The 17,133-nt window shown below is 70.0% G+C and carries 16 protein-coding genes; 7 read left to right on the top strand and 9 right to left on the bottom strand.

Annotated features, from left to right (window positions below):
• The first annotated feature begins 7 nt into the window (after positions 1-7).
• Positions 8-1,606 (top strand): VWA domain-containing protein, encoded by a 1,599-nt coding sequence (locus SLP03_RS16325; protein ID WP_319461451.1) that lies wholly within the window; start codon positions 8-10, stop codon positions 1,604-1,606.
• 315 nt (positions 1,607-1,921) lie between these two features.
• On the opposite strand, the gene SLP03_RS16320 is transcribed toward SLP03_RS16325, so the two are convergent.
• Together SLP03_RS16320 and SLP03_RS16315 are read right to left on the bottom strand one after the other, a co-directional pair.
• Positions 1,922-4,294 carry a site-specific integrase gene (locus SLP03_RS16320; protein WP_319461450.1) on the bottom strand — a complete coding sequence of 791 codons (2,373 nt, stop codon included), beginning with the start codon at positions 4,292-4,294 and terminating at the stop codon, positions 1,922-1,924.
• Positions 4,291-5,520, bottom strand: a complete 1,230-nt coding sequence (locus SLP03_RS16315) for a site-specific integrase (protein ID WP_319461449.1) — start codon at positions 5,518-5,520, stop codon at positions 4,291-4,293. The genes SLP03_RS16320 and SLP03_RS16315 overlap by 4 nt, the downstream gene beginning before the upstream one ends.
• Before the next feature lie 72 nt (positions 5,521-5,592).
• On the opposite strand from SLP03_RS16315, the gene SLP03_RS16310 reads away from it, so the two are divergent.
• The 6 genes from SLP03_RS16310 to SLP03_RS16285 all read left to right on the top strand — a co-directional run bounded on the left by SLP03_RS16310 (position 5,593) and on the right by SLP03_RS16285 (position 10,349).
• Entirely contained in the window at positions 5,593-6,555 is a 963-nt protein-coding gene (locus tag SLP03_RS16310) for a DUF4192 domain-containing protein (RefSeq protein ID WP_319461448.1), read from the top strand.
• A 46-nt stretch (positions 6,556-6,601) separates the two neighbouring features.
• A complete protein-coding gene (locus SLP03_RS16305; RefSeq protein ID WP_319461447.1) occupies positions 6,602-7,018 on the top strand; it encodes a hypothetical protein in 417 nt (138 codons plus the stop codon).
• Positions 7,019-7,163: 145 nt separating this feature from the next.
• Entirely contained in the window at positions 7,164-7,685 is a 522-nt protein-coding gene (locus SLP03_RS16300; RefSeq protein WP_319461446.1) for a hypothetical protein, read from the top strand.
• A gap of 356 nt (positions 7,686-8,041) precedes the next feature.
• A complete protein-coding gene (locus SLP03_RS16295) occupies positions 8,042-9,085 on the top strand; it encodes a hypothetical protein (RefSeq protein WP_319461445.1) in 1,044 nt (347 codons plus the stop codon).
• Between the two features lie 601 nt (positions 9,086-9,686).
• Positions 9,687-10,070 (top strand): hypothetical protein, encoded by a 384-nt coding sequence (locus SLP03_RS16290; protein ID WP_413644532.1) that lies wholly within the window; start codon positions 9,687-9,689, stop codon positions 10,068-10,070.
• Between the two features lie 90 nt (positions 10,071-10,160).
• Entirely contained in the window at positions 10,161-10,349 is a 189-nt protein-coding gene (locus SLP03_RS16285; protein WP_319461443.1) for a hypothetical protein, read from the top strand.
• Positions 10,350-10,599: 250 nt separating this feature from the next.
• On the opposite strand, the gene SLP03_RS16280 is transcribed toward SLP03_RS16285, so the two are convergent.
• From SLP03_RS16280 to SLP03_RS16250, 7 genes are all read right to left on the bottom strand, one after another.
• On the bottom strand, positions 10,600-11,829 hold the full coding sequence (locus SLP03_RS16280; protein ID WP_319461442.1) for an RNA polymerase sigma factor: 1,230 nt from the start codon (positions 11,827-11,829) through the stop codon (positions 10,600-10,602).
• Positions 11,826-12,149: a YciI family protein gene (locus SLP03_RS16275; protein WP_319461441.1), complete on the bottom strand. Its 324-nt coding sequence runs from the start codon at positions 12,147-12,149 to the stop codon at positions 11,826-11,828. Before SLP03_RS16275 ends, SLP03_RS16280 begins: the two co-directional genes overlap by 4 nt.
• Positions 12,150-12,202: 53 nt before the next feature.
• Positions 12,203-12,811 (bottom strand): dihydrofolate reductase family protein, encoded by a 609-nt coding sequence (locus SLP03_RS16270; protein ID WP_319461440.1) that lies wholly within the window; start codon positions 12,809-12,811, stop codon positions 12,203-12,205.
• Between the two features lie 854 nt (positions 12,812-13,665).
• Positions 13,666-14,409 carry an SDR family NAD(P)-dependent oxidoreductase gene (locus SLP03_RS16265; protein WP_109945170.1) on the bottom strand — a complete coding sequence of 248 codons (744 nt, stop codon included), beginning with the start codon at positions 14,407-14,409 and terminating at the stop codon, positions 13,666-13,668.
• 162 nt (positions 14,410-14,571) lie between these two features.
• A complete protein-coding gene (locus tag SLP03_RS16260) occupies positions 14,572-15,021 on the bottom strand; it encodes a hypothetical protein (RefSeq protein ID WP_319461439.1) in 450 nt (149 codons plus the stop codon).
• Positions 15,022-15,160: 139 nt separating this feature from the next.
• On the bottom strand, positions 15,161-16,132 hold the full coding sequence (locus tag SLP03_RS16255; protein ID WP_319461438.1) for an ABC transporter permease subunit: 972 nt from the start codon (positions 16,130-16,132) through the stop codon (positions 15,161-15,163).
• Positions 16,129-17,016 (bottom strand): ABC transporter ATP-binding protein, encoded by an 888-nt coding sequence (locus SLP03_RS16250; RefSeq protein WP_413644533.1) that lies wholly within the window; start codon positions 17,014-17,016, stop codon positions 16,129-16,131. Before SLP03_RS16250 ends, SLP03_RS16255 begins: the two co-directional genes overlap by 4 nt.
• Positions 17,017-17,133 lie beyond the last annotated feature (117 nt).

Here is a 17,133-nt window from a genome sequence, read left to right as displayed (position 1 = left end):
CCCCCTCATGCCTCATCCCTCCACCCATCGACAGCCCGGCCACACCACTCCGGCCGGCGGTGATCCGGACTGGCAGGACTGGAGCGACGCCTGGACCCGGCACATCCCGGTCCTGACCGGCCGCACCGACCTGACCGTCACGGTCGCGCCCGGCGCGGGCGGCGGCACCCCCGCCTGCTTCTACCCCGACCAGCGCCGGATCGAAGTCGACGCCACTCACATCGGCGCCCCCGACACCGCCAACCCGAAGCGGGCCGGCCACAAGCGGCTCGTGCCCACCGCCTACGGGCTGCTCGTCCACGAGGCCGCGCACGCCGCCCACAGCCAGTGGCGCACCCCGCCCGGCACCCCACCCGTCGTCGCCGCCGTCGCCGAGGTCCTCGAGGAATCCCGCATCGAGTACCGACAGCGCAGCCGCCGGCGCGGTGACCGCAGGTGGCTGCGGCACACCGTTACCACCCTGATCAGCGCCGGTGACGCCCCCGTCGACGACCCATGGCACGCCGCGCACCTCGCCGGGCTCCTCCTCGCCCGCGTCGACGCCCGCATCATCACCGCCAAGGACATCCGCGGCGTCCGCGCCGCCGTCACCGCGATCCTCGGCCGCAAGCGGCTCCTGCAGCTGCGAGACGTGTGGCGGCAGGCTCACGCCACCGACGACTCCGACGCCGACAGCATGGTCAACCTGGCGTGGCGGTGGTGCCGAATCCTCGGCATCGACCCCCGCCTGCAGCCGCAGACACCGGTACCGGATCCGGGAGTGTTCGCCGGCCGGCTCGCCCCCGCCCTGACCGACTACCTCGCCCACGCCGCCGGGCTCACCCCCGCCGAGTACCGGGCACAGCAGCTCAACGCCCGGTTCTCCGCCCCCGCGACCTGCAGCCGACGCGAGCCCACCGACGCCGAACGCGCCGCCGCCCGCCACCTCGCCGCCCGGCTGCGCCGCGCCCGCACCCACCAACCCGAACCCGACACCCGGCCCAGCCTCATCCCACCCGGCAGGCTACGCACCCGCCACGCCATCACCGCCCAGGCGCAGCGCACCGCCGGCACCATCCCCACCGCCACACCCTGGCAGCAGCGAGCCACGCTGCCGCCGCCGAAGCCGACCCTGCACCTGGGCGTCATCGTCGACGTGTCGTACTCGATGCACCCCTACGCCGGACCCATGTCGTCGGCCGGGTGGATCCTCGCCCACGCCGCCCGCAGCAACGACGCCGTCACCGCCACCATCGCCTTCGGCAGCGACGTCACCCTGCTCATCGGCCCACGGCAACGCCCCACCCACGTGCAGGACATGAACACCTTCGGCGGCAGCAGCACCTTCATCGACGCCGTCAAACTCGCCGACGAGCTGCTGCACCTGCGTCAACCCGGCAGGCTGCGGATGCTCGCGGTCGTCTCCGACGGCGACCTCGACGACATCCCGGCGGCGCAGCGGCTCGTCAGCACCCTGCACCGCGCCGGATGCGCCGTGTTGTGGCTACGCCCCGCCGACCTGGACGGGCACACCTTCACCAACACCACCACCGTCCTGGTCGCCGACCCGGTGCAGGCCACCGACCACATCGCCGACGCCGCCGTCACCGCCCTCGAGCAGGCCTGACAACCGCCAGCTGACCGGCCCTGGACAGACGGCCCCCGGCGACGCCAGACGCCGCAGAACGGCCCCGCGTGCCTCGTCGACCGACACCGATCGGTTCTTCCCCCGCACCGCCTCCAGCCGCTTGCCCGGCTACCCGCGCGACCGCGCACCCCGGGCACGGCCGCACCGCCGTGCCCGGACTTTCCATCCCCACATCTGGGAGACGTCGTGAGCGACAAGCACCGCCTACCGGTCACCTCACCGGCTGACCTGATCGTCGCCGTGCCCTACCTGCTCGGCTTCCACCTTTTCCGAACCACGAAGCTTGTCGATGTGTCAGAGATCTCGGATGACCGGGATGCCGAGCAAGGTCGAGCCGCTGTTAATGGCCCGGCGATCGAGGTTGACCAGCTTCTTTTCGGCCTCGGCGAGGCTGACCTGCAGGCCCTGGACCTCGCCGTGCCAGCCGTTGCGTTGGGCTTCGGCGATGCGGTCGGCGAGATTGCGGATGATTTCGATGAGGCGGGGGCGCTGGTTGTGGTCGACGCGCAGGACCGGGCAGCGGATGCAGGAGTGTTCGTGGCGGCAGGGTGACCCGTAGGGCCGTGCGCAGGTCCCGAGTTCGACCTTACGCAGCTCGAAATGCTGCTGGAACTCTCGCCACTCTTCGTCCGTGGGCTCGCGGTATTCGGCGGCGGGGCGGATCGCCCGGCGTTGGTCGAGGAAGGCCCGGTAGGTGTTGATCAGATCCTCTTGGAAGATCACCAGGTAGTGCTGGGTGGTGTTGATGTTGCGGTGGCCGAGGATCTTCGCCGCGATGTGGACGGGCAGGCCGTTGCTGACGGCTTCGGTGGTGAAGATCCGGCGGAAGTCGTGCGGCGTGTAGCGCAGCGGCCGCCCGGCCAGATCGCGCAGGTCGGTGCGCTTGAGAGTGTCGTTGAGCAGCTCGCGGACGGTGTGCATGGACAGCACTTGCTGGCAGGTGCCCCAGCGGCGCTGGAACAGGTGCGGCAGCGGGGGTCCGGTGACCGCTTCGTAGTGGTCGTAGCGGGCAACCAGGGGGACGCTGCCGCCGTGGCGGCGACGCAACCGGCTGATGATGCAGGCCAGGACACTCGCCAGTTCCGGGCTGACCAGCAGCAGCCGTTCCTCGTTGGTCTTCGACGGGACGATCTGCAGCAACGGGACGGGCTCACCGGTGCTGGGCAACTGGTAAGAGATCAGCGCGAGGTGGGTCAGTTCCAACAGTTCCTCGACCCGGACCCCGCTGTGACGCAGGGTCTCGATGACCGCCCAGGCCCAGAACGCAGAGTCCTCCTCCCGCGTCGCGTTGATCTTCTGCCCGGTGGCCAGGTTCAACGCCGTCACCTGGTCGGGGCCGCCTCTGGTGCGCGGGTCGGACCTGGTGCGCCGGTAGGTGACCCCGTTGTGGACGAACTCGGTCTCCATCCCGGCTCCGCTGGCCGCAGTGAGCAGGCCCTCGGTGAAGACGCGGTGGGTGTCGGCGGCGTTGACGAGATCCAGCAGCAGCGGCATGCGTTCGCGGACCCTCTGGTGCATCTCGGCGAGGTTCTTCTGCTTCTTGCGGCTGGTGCCGTCGGTATCGCCCCGGCGCACCGGGCAAGGCGCCGCCCAGGCCGCCCAGAACGCGTCTTCGGTGGCCCACTCGGCGATGTCGAGGTAGAGGGTGCGCACCTGCCCCATCACGTCGAACCGGCTCTGCCGTTCCCGCACCCGCCCGTCGGTGCCGGTGATGGTGAGCAGGCCAAGCTTCCACGCCTCGGCGACCTCGGCGGGCAGGTGCAGCGTCTCCAGCCCGGGGTGCAGACGTTCGATCTCGGCCCAGAAGATCCCTGCCAGGGTCGCGGCTAGCTGCCGCAGCGTGCTGTAGTCGACCGCCGGGCGGCGTTCGTCGAGGTAGCGGATCAGCACGTGGCGGATCGTGGCCGACTGGATCGGATACCGGTCGACCAGCTCTGCGGTCGCCTGCGGCCCGCGGCGCAGATGCTGGCGCATGCTGCTGTCGGTGGGCAGGACCCCGATCTCGCGCAGCAGGTCCCAAGCCAGAACGGTGCCGGTCGGAACCGTCCGGGTGCGCCCGTTAAAGGATGCCCGGTAGTCGTCAACGTCGGCCGTGGTCAGCTGATCGACGTCACGACCGGTGCGGAAGACCATCTTGGCGATCGTGACCCGCGCGTCGTGATACTGATGATCGTTGACGCCCATCACGACGGCGGCCTGACGCAGCCGCGTGAACGTGTCCGCGCCCGTGGTGGCGATCATCTCCGCGATCAGGACAGCTGGCTTGTAGTGGCGGAAGAAGCCATAACCGGGCCGCAGCACCCGATTGAGGATCAGGCAGCGAAGCCCGGCAGTCACCTCGGCCCGCTTGTGCGCACGGGTTCCCGGTGCGTCGGCAACGAAAACGTCGATCCACCCGGTGTCGGCGTCACCGCCAGCGTTGTGCCATCGTTCCTGCCAGCCCGATCCTGGATGGCCGCCCAGCCAGTCCAGTACCACCGCGGCGCCACGCACCTGTTTGCGCTGCCCGGACACCGACGTCGGAAACGCAGGGTGGGTGGTCAGCAGCTGCAGCACTTGCTCGGCGGGCAGCAGATCAGCCGGCCCGGCCGCGCTGCAGCCCGGCACCGGCACTACGGCCGCCACGACCTGGCCGCCGGTCGATCGTGCCAGCGTCGCGGTCGTCAACGCAGGTCACCGCCGAACAGCACGCGCAGGTCGTCGGCGTCGTATCCGACGCGCGGCGCGGGCATCCGCGGCGCCGGCTGCTGGCGGGCAGAAAGGTGCTCCACAACCCGTTCGATCACGGCCTCGTCGTCTTCGACCAGGTAGATATCGGCGGTCGTGGACAGGTGCGCGTGGCCGAGGATGACCTGGACATCGCGCAGCGACAGCCGCTTGTCCCGGGCCATCCGCAGCGCGCATGTGTGCCGCAGGTCGTGCATCGTCCAGTTCGTGCCCAGCAGGTGGTTCGCCCGGCGCAGCACCGCCCGCAACGCGTCATAGGTCAACGGCTGGTGCGCCAGGCCCTGGCCGCGGTCGCGGCGGCGCAGCGTCTGCCAGACCACGTCCTGCCCGGTCAGGGTGACGGCTTCGGCGAGCCAGAGTCGCAGCCACACGAACGCGTCCGCGCTGGCCGGCAGCCACTGCTCCGCACCGCTGCCCTTGCGCCGGACCCGCACCAGCTGCTCACCCCAGTCCAAGTCGCAGCAACGGATGCCGAGTAGCTCCCCGGCCCGGGCGGCGTTGCTGACAGCCAGCGCCAGCAGCGCCCGGTCGCGGTTCGATCGCAACCCGGCGAACAGGTCCAGCCACTGCTCATCGCTCATCGCGCGGGGTCGGCGCTTGGGCAGCTTCGGGTTATAGCGGATGCGGCCCTCGGGCCGGTAAAGCTGCATCGGGTTGTGGTGCGCGTTGCGCCGACCACCCCGAGCCCGCGCCAACACCACCGGGTTAACCAGCGGACCCTCGCCGAGCTCGATCCAAAACACGTAGAAGCTGCGGATGATCGCGTTGCCGTGACGGATCGTGCGCGGCCCGAACCGGTCGTCCAGATACCGCTTGCCGCTGATCAGGTTCACCGTCCCCGCCGTTGCGGCCGACGCCACCCGAGGCGAATTGCGGTCCTTGACCGCCTGGCCCAGCCACAGCACCAGATCACGCACCTCCGCCGAGGTCGCCCTGTCCCACTCGACGCCCACCACGCGAAGCCACCGCCACCAGCGCAACAGCGCGTACGCATAGCTGCGCACGCTGCCCGGCCGGTTACCCCGCGCCACGAAGTCCCGCAAGAACACCCGGATCGGCTCGACAGGCACCCCGCCGTCGTCGACCACAAGCCACGGAACCACACCCTCGAAAGAGACGACATGACCCCACTTCGGCAACGCGATCGCCGCGATGTCACGTTCCACCCGACCGACCCTCCGAGTCCACTACCAACATCAAGTCGCACGAGTCATACCCGCACGCTCACCCCGCTGGCAGTGCTGAACACGGCGTGTCGCTCCCTAGTCCGGTCAATAGACCCCGCCGACAGCCTCGTCCTCGTCGGTCTCGCCGGCACCCGCGTCGCCGTCGCCAGCCGCACCGACCTACCCGACCCCGCCAATGCGGTCGACTGGGCCGACGAGCTGATGCCTCAACAGCTGCGCATGCTCCTCCACGCCGGCGTGACCACCACGATCGTCATCGGCTACGGCCCCGCCACCCGGATCACCCCCGTCGTCGACACCGTCACACCCCGGCTGCGTGATGCCGGCTTCGACGTGTTCGACGCGCTGCGGGTCACCGACCGCCGCTACTACTCCTACCTCTGCCAGGAACCCACCTGCTGCCCCATCGACGGGGTGCCCTTCGACCCCGACCGCAGCGACCTCACCCTGCACGCCATCGTCGCCGGTTGCAGCACCCTGCCCGACCGGCGGGCGCTCGTTGCCAGCATCGCCCTCATCGACGGTCCCGCCCGCACCGCCGTCACCCGCGCCACCTACAAGGCCCGGGCACGCCGCCGCGCCCTGACGGCCGAGGGTGGCCGGAACGCGCTGATCCGCGCGGGCGAAGACATCGTGCGGGCAACGTTCGCCCGCTACGCCGACGACCAGGTGCTCACCGACGACGAGCTGGCCTGGCTCACGGTGCTCCTACCGATCACCGCGACCCGCGACACCGCGTGGCGGGCCACCGACTCGCAGCCCTGGCATGTCGCGCTGTGGAGCGACATCACCCGCCGCGCCCAACCCGACCTCGCCGCCGCACCCGCCAGCCTGCTCGCCTTCGCCGCCTGGCGCAGCGGCGCCGGAGCGTTGGCCTCCGTCGCCGTCGACCGGGCCCTGCAGGCGAACCCCACCTACTCCCTCGCCCAGCTCATCGACCGGGTGCTACGCGAAGGGCTCCCGCCGTCCGTGCTCGACGGCTGGCCCGCCCAGGACTTCCCCACCGCGCCCTGAACCCGCTCGCCATCACCGGTCACGCCACCATCCCGGAAGGAAACCTGTGTCTGCCTATCTCGATGTCCTGCGACACCTCATCCGCAGGGAGGGTTATGCCCTCGACGCGGACGAGTTGGACCAGACCTGTGCGCAGCATCCCGACGCCGTGTGCGCGCTGTTCTCGGCCGGCTGCACCATCGCTGCCGCCGACGCGCAGATCGCCACGCTGACCAACGCGGCGGACCTGCTCTGCGACGTTCACTCCGACGGCGACATCAACACGGTCCTGTCCATGCGAGAGCACCTCGACCGCGTCGCCGACGCCCTCACCCGCGCCCTCGCCCAGCGAGACAAGGCCACCGCCCGCCTACGGCGGGAGTGCGACGCCCTCACCGACCTGGGCACCGGTCTGATCACCCGTCCCGGCGACAGCACCCCTCCCCTTGATCACCCCGACAGCGCATACCCGGCCACGCCGTGACCACAGCTGCATAGAGCCCACCGACACGCACCGGCGAGCCGGCCCTCTACCGGCACCGCCGGCAATTCCCGCGCCCCGCGCCTCATCCCGGCCGCGGGGCGCCTCCACATCCGTTGACTGAAACCAGAACAGGAGCACACCGCAGATGACCAACGCGGACAGCCCACCCCGCGAGCCGGCACTCGAAACCATCCTGCGCACCAGCTGGGAGACCTTCCACCCCGGCCAGCAGGCACCACTGGGCTGGCTCACCCACACCACCGCCCAGGTCCTGTCCCACCTGCGCCAGACCCACACCCAGCCCGACACCGCCCGGCACCCGGACGCGATCGACCGGTTCCACCGGCAACTGCGGGAAGCGCTCGCCGACGCCATCTGCACCGAGCAGGTCAGCACCGACGCCGCGAACAGCCTCCTGGAGGTCCTCGACCTGCCGCTGCTGCCCCGCCGCTGGCAGGTCCGCCTCACCCTGCCCCTGCTCATCGACATCACCGCCACCACCCGCGAGGACGCCTTCACCAACGCGGAAAACACCATCGAAGCCGCGCTCGCCGATCTACCCGCCCACATCGAGTGGGACGGGCAGGAAGGCTACGAAGCCCTCGGCGGTGACCTCGACGCCGACGAGCCACTCCGCCAGGACGGCGATGGCACCGCCCACGGCTGACACTCGGCCTCCTCCCGCGTACGCGCCGGCACTCGACTGGGCCTTGCACGAGCTGCGGCGCTATCAGGGTCTCGGCCGTGCGCGCTCTCGTCCTTCCCTTCGCGCGGCGTCCCGGTCCTGACCGGGACGCCGCCGCTGCTTTCTCCCTGGAGATAGTGATGCCGTATCGCATGTGGTGGCGCACGCAGGACGTGCTGCCCCTCGCCGAAACCACCATGGCCGCAGCCCGCCGCGGTGCCCGGCGGCGACGCCGCCCCGCCCTCCTCTTGACCAGCGGCCCCGATGGCCTCTCGCTGACCGGTTCACCCGGTCCCGCCGGCCACCCCACTGCTCCGAGGGCGCGGGCGGAGACCTGGGTGCGGCCCGCCACGGCGCCGCCCGCGCCGGAATTCCGGGTGGTGCTCCCGCTGCCCCGCTGCCGGATCGGCCGGCGCAGCCTATGGCGGCTGCTCCACAAGGCAAGACTTCGCCGGTTGCACTGGATCAGCATCACCGTCGACCCCTCCCGCGGCGGCCGGGTTCGCTACGAGGCGGCCGCCAGCCGAGGTGATGTTCTGCCGCCCGGGGCCACGTGGACGCCGATGGCCGTCACCTGCGACGTCGTCGGCGGCCGGGCGTTCCGCGCGCTGGTCGCCGACGGCCACACCAGCATCGACGACGGCGCGGTGCTTGCCCGGTTCCCCCGCTACGCGGCGCAACTCATGGCCACCCACCTCGACGGGCTGCGGCTCGGTGACATGCCCGGCGAGCACCCGATGCTGCGCTTCGACGCCGACACCGTTGTCGTCGAGTGGGAACACGACGAGTTCGCCTTCACCCGCCGCATCGAGTGCGACCGCATCAATCCGGACGCCAACGGCTGCTACGCCATCGGCGCCTACCAGTGGCCCTGGACACCGCTGCCCATCCCCGACAGCGGCACCCGCCGGGAGGATGCCGCCACCGGGCAGACGCACCCGCTGCCACCGGCCGCGGTGGCCCGATACGCCGATCTGATCCTGGCCGAAATCGACGACGACATCGCCGAGAGCGTCGTGCCGGCGGGTGTGCGCTCCTTCGCCGACCTGCACCGATACGTAGACGCCAATGACTACCTGATCGCCGCCGGCGTCCCCCACGACGCCACCCCCACCACAATCGAGGTCACCGTCGACGTGCAGAACGAGGTCACCGCCCGGCTGCGCACACCCGACCGGCCGTTCTGCACTTGCGACACCTGTGCCTTCCCCGCCCACGACCACGCCACGTACACCGGCCGCGACGGCGAGGACCTCGACGTTGCGGCACCGATGCGGTGCCACCACTGCGGCCAGCCCGCCCACTACGACGAACGGCTACAGGACTACCGACACGACGACCCCTCCACACCCGACTGCTTCCTCATCCGGAGAGACACCTGACCGGCGGCGCGGGACGCGGGCAGCTGCCCGATGTCACGGCGACGACTTGATCTATCCGGAAAGCCGAGCGTCACTCATCGCGGCCGCCACCCCGGCGTACCCGACAGCGGTCCCCCACACCGCTGGCCAGGGTGGCGGCCACCCGAGTCGCACCCGCACCGGAAAGGCAGCCACTGATGTCGCAGCCGCACCGCCGCGCCGTACCGCCCCATGTCACCGACGTCCTGCTGTGGCTCCTCGCCACCGACGTCGCCGCCCAGCACCCTCCCGACCCCGAGCAGCCCGGCCGCTGCGCCAACCTGCGCTGCCACCGGCAGGCGTACCCGTGCCCGCCGGCGCGCGACGCCCAGCGCGCCCGCCGGGCGGCGACCCAGCCCCCGCTGCTCGTCCGTGGCCGGGCGCGGGTCATCTCCCCGGCCGTCGCCGCGGCGGCACGGTTCGCCGGCTGGTTCCGGCCTACCCGGCCACAGCAGCGGGCGACGCCGGCACCCTCCAATCCTGATCCACACCGCCGCCAGGCACGGCCACCACCTTCGCCGATCCCGGCACAGGGGGCGCCGCAGCTGGCGGCGTCCCCTTCCCACCAGCAGGAAGAGACACGATGGAACCTGTGCCCGACAACGAGACAACGGACACCGCCAGCGGAGACCTCAGCGTCGGCGACCCCGTCCTCGGCAAGTCACGGCTGCTGTCGCGCCAATGCGACACCTGCGTCTTTGCCCCCGGCAACAAGATGCACCTCACTCCCGGCCGGCTCCGGGACTTCGCCGCCGAAGCCCGCCGCAGGGAATCGTTCATTGTCTGCCACTCCACGCTCCCCCACTACAAGCACCCCGACGCCAAGCCGGCGATCTGCCGCGGCTTCGCCGACCGCTACCAAACCCAAGCGCTGCAGCTCATTGAACGGCTCTTCGGCTTCGTCGAGGTCGATCCGCCACAGCCTGCCGACCCGCAGCCAGGGCCAAACGACACCCCCGGGACGTGACAAAGGCCCGCGACAGCCTCCGGCCCCGCCGCGCCGCCGAAAGGGACGCCACGGAAGCCGGACCGCACACCGAGAAGGAGCTGGCCCATCGTGGGCATCGAAGAGTTCATACGCCGCCGGGACGAGATCATCGACGAGGTCGGCTGGGCGGTCACCCTCGTCATGCCAGCCGCCGACGACTCCGAAGACGGCGAACCGATCGGCTACACCGTAGGCCTCACCGCCCACTTTACCGACCTGGTCTTGAGCGACCGGGTCGTCCGTGCAGGGACTTCGTAGGGCCCGTGCCGTTGCCCTTTACCGATGGGACCCGCCGACGTACGTGCCAAGATCCTCAGCCAGGTAAGGCTGCATTGTCGACACGCAACGCATCCTCTATGCCGATGACAGTGCGGTGCCGACCGTCAGAAGTTGAACGACCTCATGCGGGTATTAGGCCGATCTGATTGCCATTACCGGGGCATCGTCTGCGCGTCGCGGGGTCGGCGGCCGCCGCTGCGCGCGGGGTTTCGATCGGGATTCGTGGGCGCTACCGCAGTTGGTCGCGGCGGCGGGTCAGGTTGGCGATCTGGGCGCTGTTGCCCGCCAGGTTGATGGCTTTGTCGTAGGCCGCGCGCGACTGCTGACTTTGGCCCAGCCGGCGCAGCAGGTCGGCGCGGGTCGCGTGGTAGGCGTGATAGCCGGCCAGCTTGTCCTCAAGACGGTCGACGGCCGCCAGCGCCACCTCCGGTCCGTCGAGCTCGGCGACCGCGATGGCCCGGTTGAGGGCGACGATCGGCGAGGAGTCGAGGTGGACGAGTTGGTCGTAGAGGGCGACGACCTGCGACCAGTCGGTGTCGCGGATGTCGCGGGCGGAGGTGTGCACGGCGTTGATCGCGGCGAGGATCTGGTAGCGGCCCGGAGCCACCCCGGCAGCGGCGAGGCGCTCGCGCACGAGCCGGTGACCCTCGGCGATCAGCGCCTTGTCCCAGGCCCCACGGTCCTGCTCGTCGAGGGTGACCAGTTCGCCGCTGGCCGAAACCCGAGCGGTGCGGCGGGCCTCGGTGAGCAGCATCAGCGCCAGCAGCCCGGCCACCTCACCGTCCTCCGGCAGCAGAGCGCGGATCAGGCGGGTGAGCCGGATCGCCTCGGCGGTCAGGTCGTGACGTACGGGATCGGTGTCGGGGCCGGTCGCCAGGTAGCCCTCGTTGAAGACGAGATACAGCACGGCGAGCACGCCGGAGACGCGTGCCGGGAGATCCTCGGCGGCCGGCATCCGATAGGGGATCCGAGCCGCCTTGATCTTGGCCTTCGCGCGGGTGATCCGCTGCTCCAAGGTGGTCTCCCGCACCAGGAAGGCGCGGGCGATCTCGGGCACGGTCAGCCCGCCGACCATGCGCAGCGTCAGCGCCACGCGGGCTTCCATCGCCAGCGCCGGGTGACAGCAAGTGAAGATCAGCCGCAGCCGGTCGTCGTCGATGGCGCCGACAGGCTCGGGTGGGGTGTTGTCGTACACCATCTGAGCCTCCTTGTGCTTGTCGTCGCGCTTGTTCTCGCGCCGGATCCGGTCGATGGCCTTGCGAACGGCGGTGGTGGTCAGCCAGGCGCCGGGGTTGGGAGGCACGCCGTCGGCCGGCCACCGCTCCACGGCGGTCGCGAACGCCTCGGCCGCTGCCTCCTCGGCGATGTCGAGGTCACCGAAACGCCGGGTCAGCGAGGCGACCACCCGGGCCCACTCGTCGTGGTGGGCCCGGGTGACCGCCTCCTCGACGTCGCTCACTGGAACGGCCGCACCTCGATCTTCCGATCGCAGACCTTCGACGCCTCGGCGGCGAGCTTGAGCGCCACATCCAGATCGGGGACCTCCCACACCCAGACGCCGGCGAGGTACTCCTTCGACTCCACGAAAGGCCCGTCGCTGAACACCGCCTGCTCGCCCCGGTTGTCGATGACGGTGGCCGCGTCGGTGTCCGCGAGTCCGCCCGCGAAAACCCAGTAGCCCTCGGCGATCAGTCGTTCGTTGAACGCGCTGATGGCAGGCCGCCTGTCCGTGCTGCCGGGATTGCTCTTGTCATCGATCACGGAAACCAGGTACTGCATCTGAAGATCATCTCCTCTGGTGTCAAGACAGCGTGGTTCGGCGGTCAGGGACTTCAGGCCGTTGCATACCGCGGGCGCCCGGCCGGCCGGTAGACCTGGATCGTCACGCCCTTCGAGTCGACCCGCGACTCGACCAGGTCGAGCGCAAGATCCGGACCGGTCTCCGGGAACAGTCTCGCGCCCAGGCCGACGATCACCGGGATCACGATCAGAGTCATCTCATCGACCAGATCGTTGGCCAGCAGCCACCGGACCAGGGCGCCACTGCCGTGCACCTGCAGCTCACCCCCGGGCTTGGCCTTCAGCTCACCGATGGCCGCCACGAGGTCACCGCGGAGAACGGTCGTATCCTCCCAACGCGACGCGGTGAGCGTGGTCGAGGCAACGTACTTGGGGGCCTCGTTCAAGGCCACGCCGATGGGATGTGCGCGCATCTGGTCGATCGATCCCCAGGAGCCGGCGAACAACTCGTAGGTGCGCCGGCCGAACAGGAACGCCTCGGCCCGCTGGTAGGTCTGCGTGATGAACGTCCTGGTCCCGTCGTCGCCCTTCCCCAGGGCCCATCCGCCGCGCTCGAACCCATTCGGGTGGTCGTCCGTGGGGGCGCCGTTGTTCTGCATGACTCCATCAATGGAGATCTGGGTCATGGTCGTCAGCTTCATGATCGCGGTTCCTTTACCTCGGCGCCGCCCCCTTGTCGGCGGCCTCACCCCTGCTACGAACACCACCGCCCCGATCCGACACCCCCTCCCGGACTTCTTTGAAGAACTTTCCGGGACGCCTCTTCGGCAGCACGTCGGAGTCGAGCCTGTCGGCCCCCGAGGTTGCGCACCGCCGCTCGGCCTGACCGCCCGCATCCAGCGCTTCGGCGGCTACGCCACCGACGAGGTTGCCCTCGCGCCCGAGCCGTTCGACGCCCGCCACCACCGGTCAGGATCTTCGCGTCCGCGAGGCGGTCACCCGGGCCCACCACGAGGAGTGTGCCCGGGTGGTCGCCGCCCTGACCAGGCGCTTCGGTGACCTCGACATCGCCGAGGAAGCGGCCCGCGATCATCGCCCGAAATGCGGGCAACGCGGCGTCGACCGGCTCCCCAACGTGACCATCCCGCCGCATCGGCTCCCGCCGGGCAACTCCGCGAGCCAGTACCGCAGATCCGCACCCATGTGCCGGTACAGCGCACGGTAGTTGCGCCGGTCCACGCTCAACCTGCGGGTGGCATGGTGCTGGACGTCGGCGTACGCCCGCTCGGCGGCGCGTAGCTTCCGCTGCCAGGTGCGCTGCGGCCGACACGCGCCAGCGAGCCGTCCAAGATCAGGTGTGCGGATCTGCCGCGATCCGCTCGTCACATGACGTAGCGGAGGTCGGCGGCACTGGCATCCGGTCGTGCCGAATTGAGGATGTCTGGCTCGCGACTCAAGCGACTGGCAAGAGAGGTACGGCCCGTCCCCGGTAAGACGGGTAGGGACGGGCCGTAGCTGTGCGCAAGGGGTGGACAGGACGGCGGTGAGCCGATGATCAGATGGTGAAGCCGCCGTCGACGTTGACCGTCGCCCCTGTGATGTAACGCCCGTCCGGGCTGGCGAGGAACGCCACCGCGGCGGCCACGTCGGCTGGCTCCGCGTAGTGGCCGAGGGCGGTGAACCCGTTGATCGTGTCGGCATTAGGGCCGTCGGCTGGGTTCAGTTCGGTGTCCGTGGCCCCTGGATTTACCAGATTCACGGTGATCGCCCTGCCGCCGAGTTCGCGTCCGAGCGCCTTGGTCAGGCCGATCAGGGCGGTCTTGCTCATCGCGTACAGCGAGAAGCCCGGGAAGACTGCCCGCTCGGCCACGTTGCTGCCGATGTTGATGATCCGCCCACCGGCCGACATGTGGCGCACTGCGGCCTGCGAGGCGACGAACGGCGCCCGGACGTTGACCGCGACGGTCTGTTCGAACTCTTCCAGGCTCAATTGCTCCAGCGGTCCGAGCAGGAACGCGCCGGCGTTGTTGACCAGGATGTCCAACCGACCCAGCTCACCGGCGACCCGGTCAACCGCGGCGACCACCGCCGCCGGGTCGGAACTGTCCGCCTGCACGGCGATCGCCCGCCGTCCCGCGGCCTTGATCTGGTCCACCACGTCGTCGGCGCGTTGCTGATTCTGCTGGAACGTCAGCGCCACATCGGCGCCCTCCTTGGCCAGGCGCAACGCCACTGCAGCGCCAATGCCACGACCACCACCGGTAACCAGAGCTACCTTGCCGTCAAGTGCGTTGTTCATGACGGCAAGCCTGGTCGACAAAAGGCCAGCCGTCCGGCGGTGATCGGACGCCGCGTTCGGGGTCACCGGTACCAACGGCCCCACCTGCCCGGTGGCAACCACCCCCGACCGCACCGCCGACAACATCCTCTTCTGCCGCAAAGCGCGCGTGAGCCGGCCTAGTTAGAGCTGGCCGAACTGTCGGCGGAGTCGATCCCGTGCCCGGGCATCCGTCTGCTTGAGCGCCTCTGTCGATCCTGGCTGTTTCAGCCACTCCAGCGCGGTCGGCAGAGAGTGCCGCCAACTGATCCCGCAGGGCAGTTGGCGAGGCGGGCCGGCCGAGAAGTCGACCGCGGGCGTCTCCCAATCGCGACCCTCGCGGGCGGCGGTCAGGATCGCGAGGCTGAACCACGCGCCTCCGGCAGCGGGCGACACTGCAACGTCCCACTGCCCACGATCGCGCACGATCCTCACTTTTGCGTCGCCGCTGAAGACCAACAGCGCGTCGCCAAACGATTCGCGCCTACCGCCTTGACTTGCAGCCAAGCGAAAGCCGGCATCGTCGAGCCAGGCCAGGGTGGCGCGTACATCGTGGCTTGCGACTTCCTCGACGTACTCCCGGACCGGGTCCACGTACCGATTATGCCGCGACCGCGATCCCACCGCGCGTCCCATCACCAACGGCTCAGACACGCGCTCATGCCGCTGTCCGCCCGTTGGCCCCGCCCGGCGCAGTGCGCTGTCGTGCCGAAAGTAGTGAGCGCGTCGCGGGCTAGCTGACTCGGTGTTGGATGCGCCACAGGCCGACCGCCGCGAGCAGCGCGCTGAAGCCGAGATACAGCGCCAGTTCGATCCATTGGAACAGCCAGAAGCGCCGGTTGGGCTGGTAGGCCATGTCGACGTGGAGGTCGAGCTTGCCGAGACACACCGCGATTTCACCGAACTTGCCGGTGGCGCCGGTCTTCGGGGCGTTGTTGAAACACTCGTTGAAGGCGGCGTCGGAGAGTTGCCGGCCGTCAGACGTCAAGAGTTTGCTGGTGTACGCGACCCAGGCGTCTGGTATCTCCAGCCCTCCGACGACGGGCCCGCCGGTGATGCTGCCCAGCATCCGGGCTTGGTTGATGGTGTCGGCACTCATCGGTACGGTGACCCGCTCGGGCGGCATGTAGTGCGGTCGCAGCAGGTTCGGTACGACGAACTGCGCCGCGATCACGGCCAGGAACACCAGCGCCATCGCCGGCAGGGTACGGCGTACCAGCAGCCCCGTGACGGCGCCGGACGTGAAGCCGAAGGCGGCGTACCCGATGGGCGCGATGCCGCGCGCGCCGAACAGGATCGTGCTGAACCGGTCGCCGGCCACCTGGTCGACCGGGGCCGCAGCCCACGTCAACAGCGCGCTGAGCGTGCCGGCGACGGCCATGCTGGCAAGGCCGAGCACCGTCAGCTTGACCGCGAGCCAGCGGCGGCGGGGTACACTTTGGTTCCACGCCAGTCGATGGGTACCGGTCTCCAGTTCCCGGGCGATGAGCGGCGCGCCCCAGAACGCACCGATAAGCGCGGGTACCAGGCCGAAACCGGCGGCGAGGAACAGCATTGTCTGCCCGTACTGGCTCGGAAGCTGGGATGTGTCGCGCGCGGCACTGACGTCCCGGCCGAGGTGGACCAGGTAGATGGCGGCCAGGATCACCAGGATCGCTGCGACGAGCGCCTGGATGCGGAACTGCCGCAGGATCATCCGGATCATCGCGACACCGTCGCACTCGCGTGGGGCGCGGCAACCGTTCCGGCGGCCCGCGACATGTAGGCGAGGACCAGCTCCTCCAGCGTGGCCGGCTCGGCGTCCCGGGCCGCCGCACCGTCCCGAACCGCTGCATTGTCCCGGACTAGGGCGCGACCGTGCTCGGTCCAGATGACCTCGACCCCGGCGGGCATCTTGGCCGGATCGCCGGCGATCCTGTGGTGCGAGGCGAGCAGGTCCCGTACCGGGCCGGCGACCTGGATGCGCGAGTTGCAGAGTACGACGAGGTAGTCGCAGACCTGTTCGACGTCGCTCAACAGGTGCGAGGAGAGCACGGCACTAGCGCCGAGTTCGCTCACGAACTCCACAAGAGCGCGCATGAAGCCTTTGCGCGCCAGGGGATCCAGCGCGGCGGCGGGCTCGTCGAAGATGAGCAGCTCGGGTCGCTTCGCGGCGGCGATGGTCAACGCGAGTTGTGCGCGCTGGCCACCGGACAGCCGGCCCGCCTTTTGCGCTGGATCCAGCCCGACCGCCGCGATCCGCCGCTTGGCCAGCGCCCGGTCCCAGGACGGGTTCAGCCACGCGCCCATCTTCAGGTGGTCGGCGATGCTGAACGAGGCGTACACCGGGGTGTCCTGGGCGACGAAGCCGACCCGGGCCAGGTGCGCCGCGTTGGCTGCCGGTCTGGACCCGAGGACGGACAACGTGCCCGAGGTCGGCTCGATCAGGCCGCAGGCCAGTTGCAGGAGTGTCGACTTGCCGGCACCGTTCGGGCCGACCAACCCTACGACATGCCCGCGCGGAATCGCGAGGTCACACTCAGTCAATGCTGCGCGGCGGCCATACCGTTTGGTGAGTCGCTTGGCGCGCAGGAGAAGTGGGGTTTCCATGGACTTATCCTGCGAACGGCGGGCGGGGCCGGGCATCGGTCAAAAGCAGGGGCCGGCACGCAGACGCCCCAACTTTCGGCTGGTTCGCGCGGGCCGGTGATCTCCTAGCGTCCTCGG

The sequence above is a fragment of the Micromonospora sp. RTP1Z1 genome, from assembly GCF_033804685.1.
GTDB lineage: Bacteria > Actinomycetota > Actinomycetes > Mycobacteriales > Micromonosporaceae > Micromonospora.
The sequence above is the reverse complement of the archived record's forward strand: the minus strand, read 5'-3'. Positions and strand labels throughout refer to the sequence as shown.

Excerpts from the sequence above, each read along its gene's own strand:
- SLP03_RS16275 (WP_319461441.1), bottom strand. The coding sequence starts at position 12,149 with ATGCAGTACCTGGTTTCCGTGATCGATGACAAGAGCAATCCCGGCAGC.
- SLP03_RS16270 (WP_319461440.1), bottom strand. The coding sequence starts at position 12,811 with ATGAAGCTGACGACCATGACCCAGATCTCCATTGATGGAGTCATGCAG.
- SLP03_RS16255 (WP_319461438.1), bottom strand. The coding sequence starts at position 16,132 with ATGATCCGGATGATCCTGCGGCAGTTCCGCATCCAGGCGCTCGTCGCA.
- SLP03_RS16290 (WP_413644532.1), top strand. The coding sequence starts at position 9,687 with ATGGAACCTGTGCCCGACAACGAGACAACGGACACCGCCAGCGGAGAC.
- SLP03_RS16325 (WP_319461451.1), top strand. The coding sequence starts at position 8 with ATGCCTCATCCCTCCACCCATCGACAGCCCGGCCACACCACTCCGGCC.
- SLP03_RS16265 (WP_109945170.1), bottom strand. The coding sequence starts at position 14,409 with ATGAACAACGCACTTGACGGCAAGGTAGCTCTGGTTACCGGTGGTGGT.
- SLP03_RS16250 (WP_413644533.1), bottom strand. The coding sequence starts at position 17,016 with ATGGAAACCCCACTTCTCCTGCGCGCCAAGCGACTCACCAAACGGTAT.
- SLP03_RS16300 (WP_319461446.1), top strand. The coding sequence starts at position 7,164 with ATGACCAACGCGGACAGCCCACCCCGCGAGCCGGCACTCGAAACCATC.